Genomic DNA, 21,146 nt, shown 5'->3' on the forward strand with positions numbered 1-21,146 from the left:
GTATAATAGACGTTATTGAATGAACTGGTGGTGTTGACGATGAAGGTGGCCGTTATCGGAGCAGGTGCAGTAGGGTTATTCGTGGCTGCATCCTTAAAACAACAAGGGGTGGAAGTCGCCCTTTATCTTAAAAATCAACAAGAACAATCGTTATTTGAAAACGAGGGTATTCATCTATATAAAAAGAATCAAAAGACGATCATAACGGATATACAAATGAACCCGTCTAATACAAAGGATTTTGATGGTGTCATTGTGTGTGTAAAGTCGTATCAAGTAGAACAGGTATTGCTTGATTATAAACATGTAGGGCACCGACACACGAACTGGTTATTTCTTCAAAATGGCATGGGGCACCTAGAATGGATTGAGACCATGACTAGCCCAACATATGTCGGAGTAGTTGAATATGGACTCTTAAAAGAAAAAGAACAAAAAAATCGTGTGTCGGTTAAAGGGGAAGGAAGAATAAAAATCGCTCCTTTTCGCGGAACCTCATCTGCAGGGAAAGCTGAGTGGGGGTCACTTTTTAACCAAGATGTATGGACTGTTTTATGGAGAGATGACTACCAAGAAATGCTTGAATCAAAGTTAATCCTTAACGCATGTATAAATCCATTAACTGCTTTATTGCATGTGAGGAACGGTGAACTCGTAGAGAATGGGCACTATAAACAAGCCATGCGCTCTTGTTTTACTGAGATTATAGAGGCACTAGAACGGAGCGATCGAGAGGAAAAATGGGTGGAAGTAGAACGTCTTTGTAAGGATACGAAAGAGAATCAATCATCTATGTTAACCGATCTCATTCATAAACGCCCACTTGAATTAGATGCCATTGTTGGCTACATTTTAAAAAGAGGGGAAACTCGTGGCATTCTGATGCCAACTCTTCAGCTCGTTTACACGATGCTGAAAGGAAAACAAAAGGCTCTTAATAAAAAATCTTGAAGCAACTTATTTGGTTGTACTTGTTGTTTTTGCTATGATGGAAAGCGGATATGGAAAATGCATGGTGAGGAGATTTTAAGCGATGAAAATGGAGGAGCTTAGTAAGGAGACGTTAAAAGGCTTTGCTGCCGATTACGAGAAAGGTCTAGAGCCCATTAAAGACTTTTTTTCTTACATGCCATCGGATACGCAGTGGCTTCAAAAACGATGTCAAGATTTACGTGAACGTCGTTTTTCTCATAAACAAGAGCTTGTGACGTATGTAGAAAATCGGACAAAAGGATTGCCCAATCGAAACAAACTAGACGAAAATGTACATAAATTAAAACATGAAGATGCACTCGTTGTCGTGGGTGGACAGCAGGCAGGGCTTTTTACAGGTCCTTTATACAGTGTATATAAAGCAATGTCGGTCATTATACTTGCCAAAACGTACGAAAAAGAATTACAACGACCTGTTGTCCCGTTGTTTTGGATTGCTGGAGAAGACCATGATTTGGATGAAGTACGGACAATTTATAAAAAAGAGGAACATAAATGGAAAAAACGGTTGCTTGCAGACGAGGTAGACGGCACGGCAGCATCAAAAAAGCATTTGCCGCAAAGTGAATTGCACGATTTTATAAAAGAACTTTTTTCATCATTACCTGAAACGGCCTACACGACTGAATTAAAAGCAAAGGTAGAGAATTGTGCAGCTGAGTCAAAAACATACGTAGATTTCTTTATGAGTATGATGCACGACTTGTTTGCTGAGGAAGGGTTGCTTTATCTAGATAGTGATGATGATGTATTAAGAGAAATAGAGAAACCTTTTTTTAAATCGTTAATTTTACACGTGGAGGAGCTACAGGCAGCACAAATAGAAGGGGAAACCCGCTTTGCCACACAAGGCTACGGAAAACCGATTGGAACGGATCAAGAAAATGCGCATCTTTTTTATACTGTAGACGGAAAGCGGTATCGCTTAAACTATAGTGACGGTGTCTTCTATATGGCTGATCATTCACTAACATTTACAAAGGATGAATTAGTCGAAGAGGTAGAAAAACACCCAAGCAGGTTTAGCAATAACGTTGTCACTCGCCCATTGATGCAGGAATGGTTGTTACCGACGGTAGCGTTTGTTGCAGGTCCAGGCGAATTGGCCTATTGGGGAACGTTAAAAGAGAGCTTCTCTTTATTTCAGTTTCACGTAACACCTGTTATGCAACGTATGTCGGCAACGATTATTCCACGCCATGTTGAAAAACACTTAGTTGAACAAGGCGAAGATCCAGTTTTTTATATAGAAGGAAACGGTGAAACTTTAAAGCAACAGTGGCTTGATGCTCAGCACTCATTTGAAATTAAAACGTATATTAAGCGGGCGCAAGAGCAAATGGAGCAAGCTCATCAGCCATTAAGAGAGCTTGCAAAAGAAATGAACGAGACGTTATATGACATTAGTTTGAAAAACAAAGCGTTTATCCAAGATCAATTAACTCGTTTGGAAACGTTTATGACGAAAGAGATTAAGCGAAGGTATGAAACAGAATTAAACAAGTATGATGAGGCCATTTGTTGGTTACGACCTCAATCGAGTCCACAAGAACGAATGTTAAACCCAATCGTTCTTCTTAACGTAACAGGTAGCGACATCGTTCAACGCTTGCTCAATGAATTAGAGCAACATCCGCGTCGTCATCTTTTGATTTACATCTAAAGGTGTCTACCTTTGTCAATAAAAAAATCTACTGAAAATCCTGCAGGAATGCAGGATTTTTTTTTATTCTGTGGAAATGAGAAGATCAGAGTGGTACAAAGTGGGGGTTTGTGGTAAGTTAAGGGTACAAAGTGGTGGGAGGTTGGCAGAGTATGTTTTTAGGCGAGTATCGGCATTCTATAGATGATAAAGGCCGCATGATCGTTCCTGCCAAGTTTAGAGAGCCACTTGGTCCTTCATTTGTTGTAACGAGAGGCTTAGATCACTGTTTGTTTGTGTATCCAAAGTCAGAGTGGGACAAGCTTGAAGGGCAATTAAAAGAACTCCCATTTACGAAAAAAGATGCCCGGGCATTTACACGATTCTTTTTTTCAGGAGCAGCTGAATGTGAATTGGATAAACAAGGAAGAATAAATGTCCCAAATCATTTAAGAGAATATGCTAAATTAGAAAAAGAGTGTGTTGTTATTGGCGTATCGAGTCGTGTTGAAGTATGGAGTAAGACACTTTGGGAAGAGTATGTATCAGATTCTGAAGACTCTTTCGCTGAAATTGCAGAAAACCTCGTTGACTTTGACTTATAACGTTAACGTAAATTGAAAAAAGGAATTAGGTGCAAGATGTTTCTACATACAACCGTATTAAAAGAAGAGTCAGTCCAACAGTTGAATATAAAAAAAGATGGCATCTATGTGGATTGTACATTAGGTGGAGCAGGTCATTCAAAGCGAATAGCAGAGCAACTTGAAACAGGTCATTTATACGCATTTGACCAAGATGAAGTTGCATTAAATCATGCAAAAGAAGTATTGAAGGATCATCTACATAACGTAACGTTTATTCGGAGTAATTTTCGCTATTTAAAAGAAGAACTAGCAGCCCATGGGGTAATGAAGGTCGATGGCGTGTTGTTTGATTTAGGTGTGTCATCTCCTCAACTAGATGAAGCGGAAAGAGGATTTAGTTATCATCAGGATGCGCCACTCGATATGAGAATGGACCAGCGTGCTCCATTAACGGCAAAAGAAGTGGTAAACGAATGGCCGTTTCAAAAGCTACTTTCCATTATTTCAAGGTATGGAGAAGAGAAGTTTGCAAAGCAAATAGCGCGTAAAATTGAAAGTGAACGTGTAAAGAAGCCGATTGAAACAACAGCGGAGTTAGTTGAGATCATAAAAGATGTTATTCCTGCACCAGCTCGTCGTGCAGGTGGGCATCCTGCTAAGCGTACGTTTCAAGCGATTCGAATTGCTGTTAATGATGAATTGGGAGCATTTGAAGATGGATTGCTAGATGCATTAGAGCTGTTGAATGAACGGGGGCGACTCGCCGTTATTACCTTTCATTCTTTAGAAGACCGCTTATGCAAGCAAGTGTTTAAAGAGAAAACGACCATTCCAGATCTACCGAAAGGGTTGCCCATTATACCAGATGATAAAAAAGCTCCTTTCACTTTAGTAACAAGAAAGCCAATTGTAGCTTCAGACAACGAACTAGAAGAGAACAACCGCTCGCGATCAGCTAAGTTACGCGTGATAGAAAAATTGTAGGCTTGATTAAAAGGAGGATAAAGTATGTTAGCTAGACAATCGTATACTCAACCGCAAGAACGGGTGGTGCAAAAAGAAAAACAAGTGATTCGTTACCGTGCAAGGATTACATTAGGAGAGAAAGTCATTGCGACATTTCTAGCTACCGTACTTTTTGCTATGCTCTGCCTCATTGTACATAATTATTCCAACCTTTATGGGTTGAGTACAACTTTGCAAACCGAACAAACGAAAGTGAACCAAATCACTGTTGAAAATGACGGGCTTAAGACCATTCTAGCAGAAGAGAGTGCGCCAGAGAATGTTATGCGTCGAGCGAAAGAACAAGGGATGAACTAGTTCACTATGAACTAGTTTTTTCTTTACTAAGTGAAAAGGAGGGATTGAAATGGAAATTAAACGCGCCGTGACAAATAAGAGAGCCGTTGTCTTGTTATTTCTGTTCTTAGCTGTCTTTGTTGTTTTAGTTGGTCGCATTGCTTATATACAAGTAACAAAAGAGGTCAAAGGTAATGACCTTGTCGCTATGGCAGAAGAACGCTACTCACGATCAGAGGTTTTGCCAAGTGAAAGAGGAAGCATTTCGGATCGTCATGGAAGCGTGCTAGCTGAAGATATTCCTGCTTATCATGTTCTTGCTGTGCTCTCTGAAAATCAAGGAAAAGGCAACTATATAGAAGATATTGAACGAACAGCTGAACAACTTGCGCCAATTATTCAACTAGAAGTAGAAGAATTAACGAGGATGCTCACAGACGGAAAAGACGAGGGTCGCTATCAAATTGAATTAGGACCAACTTCTCGCTATCTATCGTTTGAAACGAAAGAAACGATTCAAGATTTGAAACTGCCGGGCATCCAGCTTGAAGAAGCAACCCGCCGCTATTATCCGAATCAAACGTTTGCATCTCATGTAATCGGTCAAAAAAGCATTAACGAAGATATTGGAAGCATTGGCTTAGAAGGACGACTTGATGAATTTTTAGCTTCAACGGATGGCTCAATTGAATATAGCCGTTTAGGACGCTTAAATTCTCCAGCTGAAAACATTACGCTACCATCGGACGGTGCTTCTGTGCAACTAACTCTAGATACACGAATTCAAGCGTCTATGGAGCAAGCCATGTCGCAAGTTGAATTAGAGTTTAGCCCTGAAAAGATGACAGCCATTGCTGCCGATGCAAAAACAGGTGAAATATTGGCAATGTCGAATCGACCAAGCTTTAACCCAAATCAACATGGGCAAATTGAAAACTATTTAAATTATGCAGTAGCAGATGCAGTTGAACCTGGATCAACGTTAAAGATGTTTACAGTGGCAGCCGCCATTGAAGAAGGTTATTTTCAAGACGATCACTACTTTCAATCAGGTGAGTATGAAATTGATTTGCATAGTAACCCTGTTAGAGATGTAAACCCAGAAGGGTGGGGAGAGATTTCGTATGAAGAGGGCGTTCATCGTTCTTCGAATGTATTGATGTCCAAACTCGTGTTAGAGGATCTAGGGATTGAACCTTTTTATCAATATCTAGAAGATTTTGGTTTCTCCAAATCCACAGGGATTGATTTAAGTCAAGAAAGTGCCGGTAAACTTGAAAAAGGAAGACGCTCAGATGCTGCAAGAACCGCCTTTGGTCAAACGTCCACTATGACTCCTATTCAGCTTGTTCAAGCGGCTACGGCTATTGCAAACGGTGGAAAGATGATGAAACCGTATATTGTTCAAGAAATTAAGGATGATGAAGGGAAAGTCCTTCAAGAAGGCAGCAGTGAAGTGGTTGGTGAGCCTATTTCTGCAGAAACAGCGGCTCACGTTCGTGATTTGCTTCGTGGTGTCGTGACAGAAGAATATGGTACAGGGCGTAAGTACGATATTCAAGGTGTAGATGTTCTTGGAAAAACGGGGACGGCGCAAATTGCGGAGCAAGGTGGTTATTTAAATGGCCATGGGCAATATTTATACTCCTTTTTAGGCATGGCACCTTATGAGGACCCTGAAATTGTCGTTTACGTATCGGTAACGAAGCCCAACTTAACGACTGAGCAATCAGGGAATGATCCTGTTTCTATGATCTTTAATGCAGTGATGCAAAGTAGTATGGTCTATTTGGATTTAGAACCAAACGAAGAAGAATTACTAGAGGAAGCAGAAGAAAGCGGTTTTGATATGGTTAACGTCGTAGGTGAACGAACAACCTATGCAACCGAGCTTTTAGAGGATAAAAAAGTAATTGTTGTTGGTGAAGGTGATCGCATTGACTATCAAGAACCAGCAGAAGGTGTGCGTGTTTTGAACGATGAGCCTATTCTCTTAATTACAGATGGGGAAAGCCGAGCGTTGCCTGATATGCGTGGTTGGTCACGCCGAGATGTATTAAAAATGACCAATATCCTTGAATTAGAGCTTGATTATTCAGGTAATGGCTATGTTGTTCAACAAAGCCCAGTTGCTGGAACGCCCATATCGGAAGGGGAAGCCCTCCAAGTCCATTTGGAATCGACAGTTCCAGAAGAGGTAGAAGAAATGGAAGAAGAACAAGACCAAACTGAAACGGAAGATGATTCTTAAAAAGGACTAAAGAAAACAAAGAAGACTTAACCACGGTTAAGTCTTCTTTGTTTTGTTTTTGATAGGAACTGATGCCCACGTTAGCTTGTTCTAAATAGTTGTCTTTGTTCATAGGGTTAACCATAGGACAGGATGTTGATAAACGAAAGTGGGGGAGAGCCGTGCGCGTTTCAAATGTAACAGTTAGGAAACGGCTGCTATTGTTATTTGTTGTAGGAATTGTCGTGTTTACAGTCATTGGAGCACGTCTAGGGTATGTTCAGTTCGGACAAGGTTTATGGCTTACTGAAAAAGCAGAGGATTCTTGGGGGAGAGATATTCCGTTTGAACCAAAGCGAGGCGATATACTAGATCGAAATGATGTCGAATTAGCAACGAATATTAGTACGCCTTCCATTATTATTTTTCCAAGACAGATAAAAGACCCTGCAGATGCAGCAGAAAAATTAGCATCCGTATTAAATGCAAATAAGGACGAGGTATACGAAGATTTAACGAAAAAAGAAAGTAAAGTGTATATTCGCCCAGAAGGACAAAAAATGGACCAACAAACAGTGCAAGAGGTGCGAAGTTTAAATATAGAAGGCATTTATATAGCAGAAGACTCGAAGCGTCACTATCCCTTTGGGAGTTATTTATCCCATGTACTTGGATTTGCAGGCATCGACAATCAAGGTCTAACAGGTTTAGAATTCGTCTATGATGAAAAGTTAAAAGGTACAGAGGGGTATGTATCCTTTTATTCAACGGCTAAAAATACAAAAATGCCAAATTTAGCTGATGAATATACAGCTCCAATTAATGGCTTAAATTTAAAATTAACAATTGATAGTCGTGTTCAAACGATTGTGGAACGGGAGTTAGATATTGCAGAAGCAAAGTATAATCCAGATGGAGCGATAGCCATTGCGATGAATCCAAAAAATGGTGAGATTCTAGCAATGAGCAGTCGACCACACTTTAACCCGGAAAACTATCGAGATGTTCCAGCTGAAATATACAATCAAAATAAGCCTGTCTGGATGCAGTATGAGCCTGGTTCAACGTTTAAATTAATTACCCTTGCAGCGGCGTTAGAAGAAGATGTCGTTGATCTAGACAATGATCACTTCTACGACCCTGGTTACGTAGATGTAGCAGGTACAAAGCTCCACTGTTGGAAACGAGGAGGGCACGGTTCACAAACGTTCTTAGAAGTTGTGCAAAATTCATGTAACCCAGGATTTGTTGAACTTGGTCAACGCTTAGGTACTGATCGATTGTTTGATTATATTGAAGACTTCGGGTTCGGTCAAAAGACCGGCGTTGATTTACAAGGTGAAGCGAAAGGCATCTTGTTTAATCGTGAACGTGTAGGTCCGTTAGAGCAAGCAACAACAGCCTTTGGTCAAGGGGTTGCAGTAACGCCGATTCAACAAGTGGCGGCAGTCGCAGCCGCCGTCAATGGAGGCTATTTGTACGAACCTTACATTGCAAAAGAGTGGGTAGATGATGTCACAGGGGAGGTTGTTGAACGAAACAATCCGGTGATGAAACGACAAGTCATTTCGCCTGAAACATCTGAAAAAGTTCGCTATGCGATGGAAAATGTTGTTGCCAAAGGCTCAGGTGGAAAAGCTTTTGTTGATGGTTACCGTGTTGGTGGAAAGACAGGTACGGCTCAAAAAGCTAAAGATGGTCGTTATCTAGAGAACAACTATATCCTATCATTTCTTGGTGTAGCCCCAATGGATGACCCAGAAATTATTGTGTATGTGGCAATTGATAATGCTAAAGGAGCCGTTCAATATGGTAGCCAAGTTTCCGCTCCAATCGCTGGGAAGATTATCGGGGATAGCTTAGAAGCAATGGGTGTTGAAAAAAGAAAAGATCAAATTGAAAAAGAACTTAAATGGGATGAAGAAGGTTTAGTAGAAGTACCAAATTTGTTAGGGCGAACGAAGAGGGACATTTATGAATCTCATTATGAATTGCGCCTCTCAGCATCTGGTGAAGGGGAAGCTGTCGCCCGACAAGCACCTGAACCAGGTACAAGGGTTCCAAAAGATTCAACAATCCGTGTCTATATGGGTGACAAAACGAATGAGAACGACTAAAATAAGAGACGTGTGTTTTATTACTCATTCATCTTTTAAACAAATAAACGTGGATAAGATTGATTGTTGAACGTTGGAGGCAATAAAAATGAAATTAAGCGAATTGCTTCATGGTATAAGAGGCATGAATACGTTAAATGTAAAGGAAGCGACAGTTGACATTCATCATATTGAAATGGATTCAAGAGAAGTCCGTCCAGGCACGTTGTTTTTCTGCATTAATGGCTATACTGTGGATGGTCATGATTTTGCACAAAGTGCTTATGAAAAAGGGGCAGTTGCTATTGTTTCAGAACGCCCGTTAGATGTACCAATTCCAGTTTTCGTGGTTCGTGATACAAAGCGAACAATGGCGCAACTGTCGAATCGCTTTTACGATCATCCGACCAAGAAATTACAACTCATTGGTGTAACTGGTACGAACGGTAAAACATCGGTTACGCACATTTTAGAGCAGTTGTTTAAAGGTCAAAATCGTACAACTGGGTTAATTGGCACGATGTACACAAAAATAGACGATGTGTATATTGAAACAAAAAACACGACGCCTGAATCACTCGTTTTGCAACAAAGGTTTCAGGAAATGGTCGACAAACAGGTTGATACGGCATTAATGGAAGTATCCTCTCATGCTCTTCACTTAGGTCGAGTACGTGGGTGTGACTTTGATATTGCCATCTTTACAAACTTGTCACCAGACCATATTGATTACCATCAATCAATGGATCACTATATGTATGCAAAGAGTTTACTGTTTTCACAACTTGGAAACACTTATGAAGGAAAAACGGCCATTTTTAATGGCGACGATCAAGTGGCAGATCAACTAATTCAAATGACGACAGCTGATATTATAACGTACGGAATTAAAAAACAAGCGGACGTCATGGCGTCTAACATTCGGGCTGCTGCAACTGGAACCACATTTACGCTGACTGTATTTGGTGAATCGATTGAAGTCCAAACACGCTTAATCGGGCTGTTTAATGTCTACAACGTTCTAGCTGCTGTATCAGCTGCCTATGTATCAAACATTTCTCTTTCAGCGATTCAACAAGGCTTAGAAAGCATTGAAGGTATAGCTGGTAGATTTGAGGCGATAGACTCTGGTCAGGATTTTGCTGTTATTGTAGACTATGCTCATACACCAGATAGCTTAGAGAATGTGTTGAAAACCGTACAAGACTTTGCGAATAACCAGATTCGAGTAGTGGTTGGTTGTGGGGGAGACCGGGATAAAACGAAGCGCCCTATTATGGGTGAAATTGCTGTGAAATATGCAGACGAGACCATTTTCACATCCGATAACCCGAGAACAGAAGATCCCAACACGATATTACAAGAGATGACGGCTGGATTAGATCGAGATCAGTATCGCTTAATTGTAGACCGTTCAGAGGCGATCCATTACGCGATGAAACAAGCGAAAACGAATGACATAATCATTATAGCCGGTAAAGGCCATGAGACCTATCAAGAGGTCGGTCGAGAACGTACGCATTTTGATGATCGTGAAGTAGCGAGGGCTGCATTAAAGGAGCGGATAAAATGATTGAAGCAAGACTAGTTGAATCTGTTGCGAAGCGGACACGTCTACAGGATGGACCGGTTTCTTTTCATAGTGTCACAACCGATTCGCGAAAAGATTCAAACGCAGCTTTATTCGTTCCGCTTAGTGGTGAACGGTTTAATGGACACCATTATCTCGACTCGGCGATTGCATCTGGAGCGATAGCGGCAATCTGGCAAGAACAGGAGCCTGTGCCTACGTCAATACCAGCGTCGTTTCAGCTTTATTTCGTGGATGACCCGCTACATGCTCTACAAGAATTGGCTCAGCTCTATCGAGATGAAATCAATCCATATGTGATTGGGATAACAGGTTCAAACGGAAAAACAACCACAAAAGATATTGTATTCCAACTTCTTGGTGGTGAACCATTCGTCCATCGAACTGCTGGAAACTTAAACAATCATATCGGAGTTCCATTAACGTTGCTTTCAATGCCTAAAGAATGTAAATTTGCCGTTGTAGAGATGGGGATGAACCATGCCGGGGAAATTTCTTTTCTCTCAAAACTTGCAAAGCCAGATTTAGCTATTGTGACAAATATTGGAGAAGCCCATATCGAGCATTTAGGTTCAAGACAGGGGATTGCAAGCGCAAAGATGGAAATGTTAGATGGATTAAAACAAGACGGCTTCCTTGTGCTAGATGGAGATGAACCTTTATTAAATGGATTTCAGCAAGAGAAAACCGTTTCAATTGGGTTTAATCATCAAAATAAGGAAGCAATCGCAACGTTTCAGCCTAAAGCAGATGGCTTTACTTTTTCATTTTTAGATGAAAAGGATTGGTATTTGCCTCTATTAGGTGAGCACAACGTCAAGAATGCTGCTTATGGCATATGGATTGCGCGTCAAGTTGGCTTTGCACCGGAAACGATCAAAGAACGACTAGCAAACGTTACGATTACAGGTATGCGTCTTGAGAAAGTAGCAGGACCAAATGGATCAACGTTCATTAATGATGCGTATAACGCAAACCCTAGTTCAATGAAGGCGGCAATTGAAACGATAAAATCATTACCTGAATTTAAGAGAAGAATTGTTGTATTAGGTGATATTTATGAACTAGGTCCAGATGAAGAAGCGCTTCATAGAAGTGTGGTAAGTGCGATTGATACACCGATTACCAACGTTGTTTGTGTCGGTGAAAAAGGCTATTGGATATATGATGAAGTAAAACAACAAAACGGGGCGATTGCGGTTGAACATGTTGAGAACGTTTCAGATGTAGCTGAAACCATTCGACCCCTTTTGAATCATGACACCGTTGTATTGCTGAAGGCATCACGTCGTCTTGCTTTGGAGCAAGTGTTATCGGCTGTCAAAGGAGGCGCTTAGAAAATGGAAGAGTGGACGTTACTTATTGTCCTATCGTTATCCTTTTTATTCGCGGTCATCCTTTGTCCTCTTTTTATTCCGTTTTTAAGGCGTTTAAAGTTTGGGCAAAGCATTCGTGAAGAAGGACCGAAATCACATCAAAAGAAAAGCGGTACACCGACAATGGGCGGAATTGTCATTGTCTTATCGATTTTAGTGACATCCCTATTAATTGGTTTTGTCTTTTTTGAATTTACACCAGAATTGTTATTACTTATGCTTGTTACAATCGGCTATGGGGTCGTTGGTTTTTTTGATGACTATTTAAAAGTTGCACGCAAACATAACCTTGGATTAACATCAAAACAGAAATTAGTTGGGCAACTGATCATCGCTGGCTTATTTTATGTAGGATTACTTTACATTGAACTAGATACAATAGTATCCATTCCTGGAACAGACATCGGTCTTGACATAGGGTGGTTTTATGCTGTACTTGTTGTGATTATGCTGCTTGCTGGAAGTAACGCAGTAAACTTAACAGACGGTTTAGACGGCTTATTATCAGGGACTGGCGCCATTGCTTTTGCCGCATTTGCGATACTAGCTTGGAGCACTGGCTTTATTGATGCAGCTTTATTTTCAACGGCTATTACTGGGGCTCTCCTTGGGTTTCTTGTATTTAATGCTCATCCAGCAAAAGTTTTTATGGGTGATACGGGTTCGTTAGCGTTAGGAGGAGCCATTGCAGGTATTGCCATTTTGACTAAGATGGAGCTTATGCTCATCATTATTGGTGGCGTGTTCGTCATTGAAACCTTATCCGTTATTATTCAAGTTATTTCTTTTAAAACAACTGGCAAGCGTGTTTTTAAGATGAGTCCGCTTCATCATCATTATGAATTAGTCGGGTGGTCAGAGTGGCGTGTAGTTGTCACGTTCTGGTTACTAGGCGTAGTCTTTGCCATTATGGGAATTTACATTGGAGTGTGGTTAACATGAAGCCTTTCCCACATGTAAATAAAAAGCAGGTGCTTGTGCTTGGTTTAGCAAAAAGCGGCATGGCTGCAGCAGTAGCTCTTCATAAATTAGGTGCTATTGTGACAGTAAATGATGGAAAACCAAGAGCGGAAAGCAAAGAAGTGGATGCACTAGAGGAAAAAGGGATTGAAGTTGTCTGTGGAGGTCATCCACTTCACTTACTTGATACAACTAGTTTAATTATAAAAAACCCTGGCATACCCTATTCCAACCTCTTAATCACTGAAGCCATGAATCGAAATATTCCTATATGGACTGAAGTCGAACTTGCCTATCGCATTGCTGAAGCAGAGATTGTCGCAATAACCGGTTCGAACGGAAAAACAACAACGACGACTCTCGTTCATGCCATGCTTGAGCATAGTGAAAGAACACCTTTAATTGCTGGTAATATAGGAACTGTAGCGACAAGTGTAGCCTTAGAAGCAACAAAAGAGAATGTGATGGTACTTGAACTGTCAAGTTTTCAATTAATGGGTACGGAGCAATTTAAACCTAAAGTGGCCGTCTGGCTTAATTTGTTTGATGCTCATTTGGATTACCATGGGTCAAAGGAATTGTATATAGAAGCAAAAGCGAAAGTGTATGAAAACATGACGAAAGAGGATTATCTTGTTTATTCTGCGGATGATCTCATCGTTGCCAAGCATGTTCAGCAATCAAAGGCGACTCTTGTTCCTTTTTCAACGAAATTAGAGTTGCCAACAGGTGCTTATATAAAGGATAATGCGATTTATTTTCGCGAAGAACGCATTTGCCCACTAGATGAAATTGTTTTACCAGGAGCTCATAATATTGAAAATATGCTTGCTTCTGTTGCAGCGGCAAAATTAGCTGGCGGGACCAATGCGCAAATAAAAACCGTACTAACAACGTTTACTGGCGTGAAACATCGACTTCAGTTCGTTGGTGACGTTCATGGGCGTAAAGTCTATAACGATTCAAAGGCGACAAACATTTTGGCGACACAAGCTGCATTAGCCTCCTTTAAGCAAGATATTGTTTTACTAGCAGGTGGTTTGGATCGTGGGAATGAGTTTGATGAACTGAGCCCAAGTTTAACCCATGTGAAAACGCTCGTCGTTTTTGGTGAAACAAAAACAAAATTAACAGCTTTAGGGAACAAATTAGGAATTAACGTTGTACAGGCTATTGATGTACGAGATGCAGCGACAAAAGCATTTGAACATTCAAACGTAAAGGACGTTGTTCTACTTTCACCAGCATGTGCAAGTTGGGATCAGTACTCGACGTTTGAAGAACGGGGAGATGCGTTTTTAGCTACTGTTTCACAATTAAGTAACAGTCAATTAATGGAATAAGGTAAAGAGGCTGGGACAAAAGTAGATAGACAGACCAAAATGACGAACATTCCTGAAAATAGGAATGTTCGTCGTTTGTTTTATAAGAAAATTAGCGAAAGGAGAATCCGAAGACTCCTAGGGGATCAGCACGTGTCTGAAGACTCTGGAGTGGCGGTTTTCCAAGGAAGAGGCTGAGGCCGTGTCCCCGGAAAGCGAAGGATTCTCCTGTAGCGGTGCTACTCAGCATAGTTTAGACTATTCGTCTTTTCAACTACTACTTTTCGTTATGTCCCAGCCTCTTTTTTTCTTTACAACACTTTCAAGCATGTACAAATGTTTTGGACATGTTTTCTTTACCTCATTCATATAGTTAGGTAGTAGGGTACTTGCTGGGGGTGAACAATGAATAAAGAAAGACAGGCGCCCGATTATATCTTAATTGTTGCAACGATTGTCTTGCTTAGCGTTGGCTTAATTATGGTATACAGTGCAAGTGAAGCATGGGCAACCTATCGCTTTAACGATTCGTTGTTTTTTGCTAAAAGACAATTATTTTTTGGAAGTGTAGGCGTCCTCTTGATGTTTTTTATTTCTCGAGTCGATTACTGGACGTGGCGTACGTATTCAAAGCTGTTACTAATTATTTGTTTTATTTTGCTTGTGCTCGTACTCATTCCTGGTGTTGGTCTTGTTAGAGGTGGGGCAAGAAGCTGGCTAGGAATTGGCGCATTTTCGATTCAACCATCAGAATTTATGAAAATTGCCATGATTATTTTTTTGGCAAACTTTTTAGCGGTGAATCAAAAGCGAATTGTCTTGTTTAGAAAAGGGTTATTACCGGCGCTCGCTTTTGTGATGGTTGCCTTTGGAATGATTATGCTCCAGCCAGATTTAGGGACTGGTACTGTTATGGTAGGAACGTGCGTTGCCATGATTTTTATTGCGGGAGCAAGAGTAAAGCATTTTATGGGCTTGTTTTTAATTGGTGTAGCAGGATTTGTCGTTCTAATCATTAGCGCTCCTTATCGGATTAAACGGATTACGTCTTTTCTAGACCCTTGGGCAGATCCAATGGAAAGTGGCTTTCAGATTATCCAGTCTTTATTAGCCATTGGCCCAGGAGGGTTACTAGGAATGGGTTTAGGTGAAAGTAGGCAAAAATATTTTTATTTGCCAGAACCACAAACCGATTTTATTTTTGCTATTTTAGCAGAGGAACTAGGTTTTTTAGGCGGTTTATTTGTGTTGCTTTTATTTGGTATTATTTTCTGGCGTGGCGTAAGAATTGCTTTAGGTGCTCCTGATTTATTTGGTAGTTTCTTAGCCGCAGGTATTGTAACGATGATTGTTATTCAAGTAATGATAAACATCGGCGTTGTTACTGGTTTAATGCCTGTTACCGGCATTACGCTGCCACTTTTAAGCTACGGTGGTTCATCCTTAACACTCATGCTGATGTCAATTGGTCTGCTAATTAATATTAGTAGACATACTCGCTAATAATGTACCTTAAACAAATGGATAGATGGTGTCGATACATGTAGAGAGTTCGTTTTTTTGAACTCTCTATTTATTATTCATAGAATTGTAAAGGAAATATATGATAAAATGCAGAAAACAACAGTAAAATAGGTTTTAAAAAAGTAAAATAGGGAATAGAAGCAGGTCTAAGATTAATTTGCTTGTATTCACTCATCAGCTGAATGAAGTAGTTGGAGGAATGAATGTGAGTCATGATGAGAAAGTCATTTCTGTAAACGAAAGAATTCCGACTCTACAGGAAAAGCGACGACGCAAAGCGAACAAGCGTTTATTAAGTATAGTCGTATTGTTCTTTGTCTTAATGATGGTACTTGTGTACTTCCAAAGTCCATTGAGTGAAGTGAAATCCATACAAGTGAGTGGTAATCAGCTTTTAACAGATGAAGAGGTTCTCGAAGCTAGCGGTTTAAGTGAAGGAATGAATATTTGGAATATCGATCGGAACACTCGAATCGAGCAAACAACACAATTAAAAGAAGTGGAGTCCATTGAAATAAGCCGTCGTTTGCCATCTTCTCTTTTTATACAGGTAAAGGAGTATCCCCGGGTTGCTTATGTGTATAGTGAGGAAGGTTATTTGCCCCTTTTAAAAAATGGGCAAATCTTAGACACTGTACATGATAGTCAACTTGTTGGAGACGCACCTATATTGGTGGATTTTACTGAAGAATCATTGAGAGAGACAATTGGCGAACAATTAATGCAAACAGCGCCAGAGATTGTTAGTCGAATCTCGGAAATTATGTATACGCCTACTGAGGATGCACCAGAGGAATTAACCCTTTATATGACAGATGGAATGGAAGTACGTACAGATTTATCTTCATTTGCAGAGTATATGCAGCCTTATCCGCAAGTGCATACACAAATCGATGGAGCACAGGATGGTGTCCTCTATATGAAAATGAGTCCCTATTTTAGGGAAAATGATACGGCTCAGGAGTAGGAGTTTTGAAGGATTTTTCTACTCTTATTTCCTTGTGTTTCTGCTGTTTTTACGGTTAAAAGCTTTCGTGATCAGGTTCAGTACTCTATGTAACACATTCTTAATAAAGGATTGCTAGAGGTTTTGCCTTTTCACCTGTAAGAACATGGTGTAGACTAAAGAGCAAGAGCCTTAAAACATACATAATGCTACGAGAATTAAAGGATTCTACTAACACTTGTCGAATACTGCTTGTGTGAATAAAAAAAAATGAAACTATTAAAGTTGAACACCATGATTGTGCAGATGAGGAGGTGCCATTGGTGAGTAATGAAACGTATGTAAGTTTAGACATTGGAACTTCTTCAGTAAAAGTCGTTGTTTCGGAAATTGCTGGAGGGTCAATTAACATTTTAGGTGTCGGTAGTGTTCCTTCTGAAGGAATTAAGAAAGGAGCCGTCGTCGATATAGATGAGACGGTTAAGTCAATTAAGAGGGCAGTGGAGCAAGCGGAACGTATGGTTGGCATAAAAATTGAACATGTTGTGGTCGGAGTGAATGGCAGTCACATTGAATTAACTCCTTGTCATGGAGTAGTCGCTGTCTCCAGTCCAGATCGAGAAATAAACGTAGAAGATGTTCGTAGAGTCATCGATGCATCACAAGTCATGTCAATTCCTCCTGAGAGAGAAGTGATTGATGTGATTCCAAAACAATTTATCGTGGATGGGCTTGATGAGATTACTGACCCTCGTGGAATGATTGGCGTTCGTCTGGAAATGGAAGGAACGTTAATAACAGGTTCAAAAACCGTCTTACATAATTTGTTAAGGTGTGTGGAGCGCGCCGGTCTTTCAATTGCTGAAATAAGCTTAAACTCTTTAGCAACAGGATCTGTAGCTGTTTCAAAAGATGAAAAAAGTTTAGGTGTTTGTGTGATTGAGATTGGAGGCGGTTCAACAACCGTATCCGTTTTTGAACAAGGTTCACTTGTTGCACTATCTGTTTTACCGATCGGCGGCGATCACATTACAAATGATTTAGCTGTTGGATTAAAGCTCACAACCGAAGAGGCAGAGCGCGTTAAATGCAAACATGGACATGCCTTTGTACCAGAAGCATCTACAGAAGAACAGATTACCATTCAAAAGATCGGTTCAAATGAAAGGCATACAATTACACAGCAAGAATTAGCAGGTATTATTGAACCAAGAGTAGAAGAAATTATTGAACTATGTGCAAAAGAATTGGTTCGGTTAGGATTTAAGCAATTTCCAAGTGGCTTTGTATTGACCGGTGGAGCTGTGATGATGCCGGGTGTTCTTGAATTAACAAAAGACATGCTTGAAGGAAATGTCCGTGTTGCCATCCCGAATTATATTGGGGTGCGTGAGCCGCGCTATACAGTAAGTATTGGGTTAATTCATTTTGCACACAAAAATGGACGTGTGCAAGGCAAGGAAATTGCAGCTGCTTTTTCCCAGTCAGAAGTGAATCAAGAAGAAGCGAACCCAGTAGCAACTTCCAAAAGAAGCAAGCGTAAAGAAGTTGAGCAACCGCAAGAAGAGAAAAAAGAATCCAAGATGAAATCTTGGTTTAAGACATTTTTTGATTAATGAAGAGCAGCTGACTGCCAGTATGGTTAGGGGGACAACGAAATGTTTGATTTTGAAATGGACATGGAACAATTAGCACAAATAAAAGTCATTGGATGTGGTGGCGGTGGTTCGAACGCTGTTAATCGAATGATTGAAAACGGACTACAAGGCGTTGAATTCATCGCCGTTAATACAGATGCACAAGCACTACACCTATCAAAAGCTGAAAAGAAACTACAGCTAGGTGGAAAACTAACAAGAGGCCTAGGTGCAGGTGCAAATCCTGATATCGGCAAAAAAGCGGCTGAAGAAAGTCGTGAACAGTTAGAAGAAGTCCTTGATGGGGCGGATATGGTCTTTATTACAGCTGGAATGGGTGGAGGTACTGGAACAGGTGCTGCACCGGTGATCGCCGAAGTTGCAAAGGAAATTGGTGCACTAACGGTAGGTGTAGTCACACGACCATTTACGTTTGAAGGGCGTAAGCGTCAAAATCAAGCGTTATCTGGTATCGTTGCATTAAAAGAAAAAGTCGACACGTTAATTGTTATACCAAACGACCGACTGCTAGAGATTGTCGATAAAAATACGCCAATGCTAGAAGCGTTCCGTGAAGCGGATAACGTTCTTCGACAAGGTGTACAAGGAATTTCTGATTTAATTGCGACACCTGGATTGATTAACCTTGACTTTGCGGATGTTAAAACGGTGATGAGTGAAAAAGGTTCTGCTTTAATGGGGATTGGTGTAGCAACTGGTGAGAATCGTGCTGCAGAAGCAGCAAAAAAAGCCATCTCTAGTCCATTGCTTGAAACATCCGTCGATGGTGCTCAAGGTGTGTTGATGAACATTACTGGTGGAACGAACTTAAGCCTTTACGAAGTGCATGAAGCCGCAGAAATTGTGTCTGAAGCTTGCGACGAAGAGGTTAATATGATTTTTGGATCTGTTATTAATGAGAATTTAAAAGACGAGATTGTCGTAACGGTTATTGCGACGGGCTTTGAAGAAGCAGAAAGAAAGCCACAGTCACGCCCGTCTGCTCAAAAGCCGACATCGTCAAAACCAGTTGAATCAAAATCAGTAGATTCAAAGCAAAAAGCCAATTCTGAAGAACAAACAGATACACTTGATATTCCAACGTTCCTCCGAAATAGAAGAAATCGATAATGGAAAAGACCTGCTACCAGCTTTATACGGTAGTAGGTCTTTTTTTTGTTTTTCTTTAAGGTGAAAAGAGAAAGGACAACGTTTGTCAAAAGCTTTCAAAATAACAGGCTTGTCTTTGCCATGAAATGACAGACTTCCTTCTTTCTATCTACTATACTAAATTTTATTAATACAGGAGGAACGTTCATGATCATCTATCTAGACTTAATCTGGCTACTGAATCTAGGCATTGATTTTCTCCTTATTATTGGCACCGCTTTATTGTTAAAAAGAAAGAAAAACTATGTTCGTATAGGAATGGCATCACTGGTTGCATCCCTTGTGGTTTTCTTTATGTTTACGCCTTACGTAACATTCTTTATGAACCCAATGGTAAAGTTTTTTTATTCTTGTATGATTGTATTCATTGCGTTTGGATACATACGCTTTACTTATTTCGTACAAAATCTAGCAGGCTTCTTTTTTCTAACTTTTGTTACTGGCGGCGGGCTTTTTGCCATGCATTACTTTTTTCAAAGTGAATTAGATTTAACGAGTCATCTACCAGGGTTTGGTGGAAGTACGATTAGCTGGGCTCTAGTTCTGATTGGTTTTCCTCTCGTTTTTTGGTTTAGTAAACAACAAGTTGATACATTCAAGATAAAGAAAGTTCAAGCAAATGACATGGCAACAGTTGAAATTGTTATTGATGACTTTAGATTTGAGGCAAGGGGGCTAGTCGACACTGGAAACCAATTAAAAGACCCATTAACGAGAACACCTGTTATGATTATTGAAGCAGATCTTTTACATCCATTTCTTGGTAAGCAGCAAACAGATGACATGCTAACAATGTCAACAAAAGAAAATCATCCGTTTATGCATCGAATCCGATTAGTACCATTTAAGGCGGTTGGCCAAAAACAACCATACTTAACAGCTTTTAAACCGGATCAAGTAACGATCTATTATGACGGTGAACAATTTGTCACAAAGCGTGTGTTGTTAGGGCTGTATGGGGAAGCATTGTCGCCTGAAGGGCATTATCAAACGATTATTCACCCACAGCTTGTTATATCACAAGTAAGCTAAGGAGGACGCGATGATAAAAATGAAATGGAGATTGTTCATCTATCGCCTATTAAGAAAGTTTGGCTTAAAGGAAGATGAAATTTATTACATTGGTGGCAGTGAAGCCTTACCACCACCGTTATCAAAAGAAGAAGAGGCAGAGCTCCTACTAAAGCTACCGAGTGGTGATGAAGCTGTACGTTCGATTTTAATTGAACGTAATCTCCGCTTAGTCGTATACATCGCTAGAAAGTTTGAAAACACCGGAATTAATATAGAAGACTTGATTAGCATTGGTACTATCGGGCTAATTAAAGCCGTTAATACATTCAATCCTGAAAAGAAAATTAAGTTAGCCACGTATGCCTCTCGCTGTATTGAAAATGAGATTCTTATGTATTTGCGTCGTAACAATAAGACGCGCTCAGAAGTGTCTTTTGACGAACCGTTAAATATTGATTGGGATGGGAATGAACTGTTGCTCTCTGATGTACTAGGAACAGAAGAGGACATCATTACGAAGGGGATAGAAGAAAGAGTTGATCGTCGATTGCTTGTCAAAGCTCTTCATACATTGTCAGACCGTGAGAAACAAATAATGGAACTACGTTTCGGCTTAACTGGAACAGAAGAAAAAACACAAAAAGATGTCGCGGATATGCTGGGTATCTCGCAATCCTACATATCCCGTTTAGAAAAACGAATTATTAAACGACTGCAAAAAGAATTTAATAAAATGGTGTAGCGTAAAAAAATAAT

General features: G+C 40.2%; 17 protein-coding genes. All 17 read left to right on the forward strand.

All coding sequences use genetic code 11. The annotated features are described in order from the left end of the window. The first annotated feature begins 39 nt into the window (after positions 1–39). Complete coding sequence (locus BK583_RS08470; RefSeq protein ID WP_055735819.1) at positions 40–951, forward strand: 2-dehydropantoate 2-reductase; 912 nt, start codon at positions 40–42, stop codon at positions 949–951. An 82-nt stretch (positions 952–1,033) separates the two neighbouring features. After that, a complete protein-coding gene (bshC, locus tag BK583_RS08475) occupies positions 1,034–2,656 on the forward strand; it encodes a bacillithiol biosynthesis cysteine-adding enzyme BshC (RefSeq protein WP_055735820.1) in 1,623 nt (540 codons plus the stop codon). 152 nt (positions 2,657–2,808) lie between these two features. Then, on the forward strand, positions 2,809–3,240 hold the full coding sequence (gene mraZ, locus BK583_RS08480; protein ID WP_035395175.1) for a division/cell wall cluster transcriptional repressor MraZ: 432 nt from the start codon (positions 2,809–2,811) through the stop codon (positions 3,238–3,240). 36 nt (positions 3,241–3,276) lie between these two features. Then, entirely contained in the window at positions 3,277–4,206 is a 930-nt protein-coding gene (rsmH, locus tag BK583_RS08485; RefSeq protein WP_038480983.1) for a 16S rRNA (cytosine(1402)-N(4))-methyltransferase RsmH, read from the forward strand. A 24-nt stretch (positions 4,207–4,230) separates the two neighbouring features. Beyond that, entirely contained in the window at positions 4,231–4,545 is a 315-nt protein-coding gene (locus BK583_RS08490; RefSeq protein WP_055735821.1) for a hypothetical protein, read from the forward strand. A gap of 49 nt (positions 4,546–4,594) precedes the next feature. Further along, positions 4,595–6,775 carry a penicillin-binding transpeptidase domain-containing protein gene (locus tag BK583_RS08495; RefSeq protein WP_055735822.1) on the forward strand — a complete coding sequence of 727 codons (2,181 nt, stop codon included), beginning with the start codon at positions 4,595–4,597 and terminating at the stop codon, positions 6,773–6,775. Positions 6,776–6,936: 161 nt separating this feature from the next. Continuing rightward, entirely contained in the window at positions 6,937–8,871 is a 1,935-nt protein-coding gene (locus BK583_RS08500) for a stage V sporulation protein D (protein WP_055735823.1), read from the forward strand. Between the two features lie 88 nt (positions 8,872–8,959). Further along, on the forward strand, positions 8,960–10,423 hold the full coding sequence (locus BK583_RS08505; RefSeq protein ID WP_038480971.1) for a UDP-N-acetylmuramoyl-L-alanyl-D-glutamate--2,6-diaminopimelate ligase: 1,464 nt from the start codon (positions 8,960–8,962) through the stop codon (positions 10,421–10,423). Beyond that, the gene (locus tag BK583_RS08510) at positions 10,420–11,778 is read left to right on the forward strand and encodes a UDP-N-acetylmuramoyl-tripeptide--D-alanyl-D-alanine ligase (protein ID WP_055735824.1); all 1,359 of its coding nucleotides are present in this window, start codon (positions 10,420–10,422) and stop codon (positions 11,776–11,778) included. Before BK583_RS08505 ends, BK583_RS08510 begins: the two co-directional genes overlap by 4 nt. Positions 11,779–11,781: 3 nt before the next feature. Continuing rightward, positions 11,782–12,759, forward strand: a complete 978-nt coding sequence (mraY, locus tag BK583_RS08515) for a phospho-N-acetylmuramoyl-pentapeptide-transferase (protein WP_038480966.1) — start codon at positions 11,782–11,784, stop codon at positions 12,757–12,759. Then, on the forward strand, positions 12,756–14,120 hold the full coding sequence (murD, locus tag BK583_RS08520; RefSeq protein WP_055735825.1) for a UDP-N-acetylmuramoyl-L-alanine--D-glutamate ligase: 1,365 nt from the start codon (positions 12,756–12,758) through the stop codon (positions 14,118–14,120). Before mraY ends, murD begins: the two co-directional genes overlap by 4 nt. Positions 14,121–14,504: 384 nt before the next feature. Continuing rightward, complete coding sequence (spoVE, locus tag BK583_RS08525) at positions 14,505–15,602, forward strand: stage V sporulation protein E (protein WP_038480960.1); 1,098 nt, start codon at positions 14,505–14,507, stop codon at positions 15,600–15,602. Between the two features lie 226 nt (positions 15,603–15,828). Further along, positions 15,829–16,590 (forward strand): cell division protein FtsQ/DivIB, encoded by a 762-nt coding sequence (locus BK583_RS08530; protein ID WP_055735826.1) that lies wholly within the window; start codon positions 15,829–15,831, stop codon positions 16,588–16,590. 299 nt (positions 16,591–16,889) lie between these two features. Continuing rightward, positions 16,890–18,185, forward strand: coding sequence for a cell division protein FtsA (gene ftsA, locus BK583_RS08535; protein ID WP_038480954.1), 1,296 nt, complete (start codon positions 16,890–16,892; stop codon positions 18,183–18,185). Between the two features lie 42 nt (positions 18,186–18,227). Then, positions 18,228–19,337: a cell division protein FtsZ gene (gene ftsZ / locus BK583_RS08540; RefSeq protein ID WP_055735827.1), complete on the forward strand. Its 1,110-nt coding sequence runs from the start codon at positions 18,228–18,230 to the stop codon at positions 19,335–19,337. Positions 19,338–19,523: 186 nt separating this feature from the next. Then, the gene (gene spoIIGA / locus BK583_RS08545) at positions 19,524–20,408 is read left to right on the forward strand and encodes a sigma-E processing peptidase SpoIIGA (RefSeq protein ID WP_055735828.1); all 885 of its coding nucleotides are present in this window, start codon (positions 19,524–19,526) and stop codon (positions 20,406–20,408) included. Positions 20,409–20,418: 10 nt separating this feature from the next. Further along, positions 20,419–21,132, forward strand: coding sequence for an RNA polymerase sporulation sigma factor SigE (gene sigE / locus BK583_RS08550; RefSeq protein WP_038480945.1), 714 nt, complete (start codon positions 20,419–20,421; stop codon positions 21,130–21,132). Positions 21,133–21,146: the final 14 nt, after the last annotated feature.

The sequence above is a fragment of the Shouchella oshimensis genome (assembly GCF_002019765.1).
Lineage (GTDB): Bacteria > Bacillota > Bacilli > Bacillales > Bacillaceae_D > Shouchella > Shouchella oshimensis.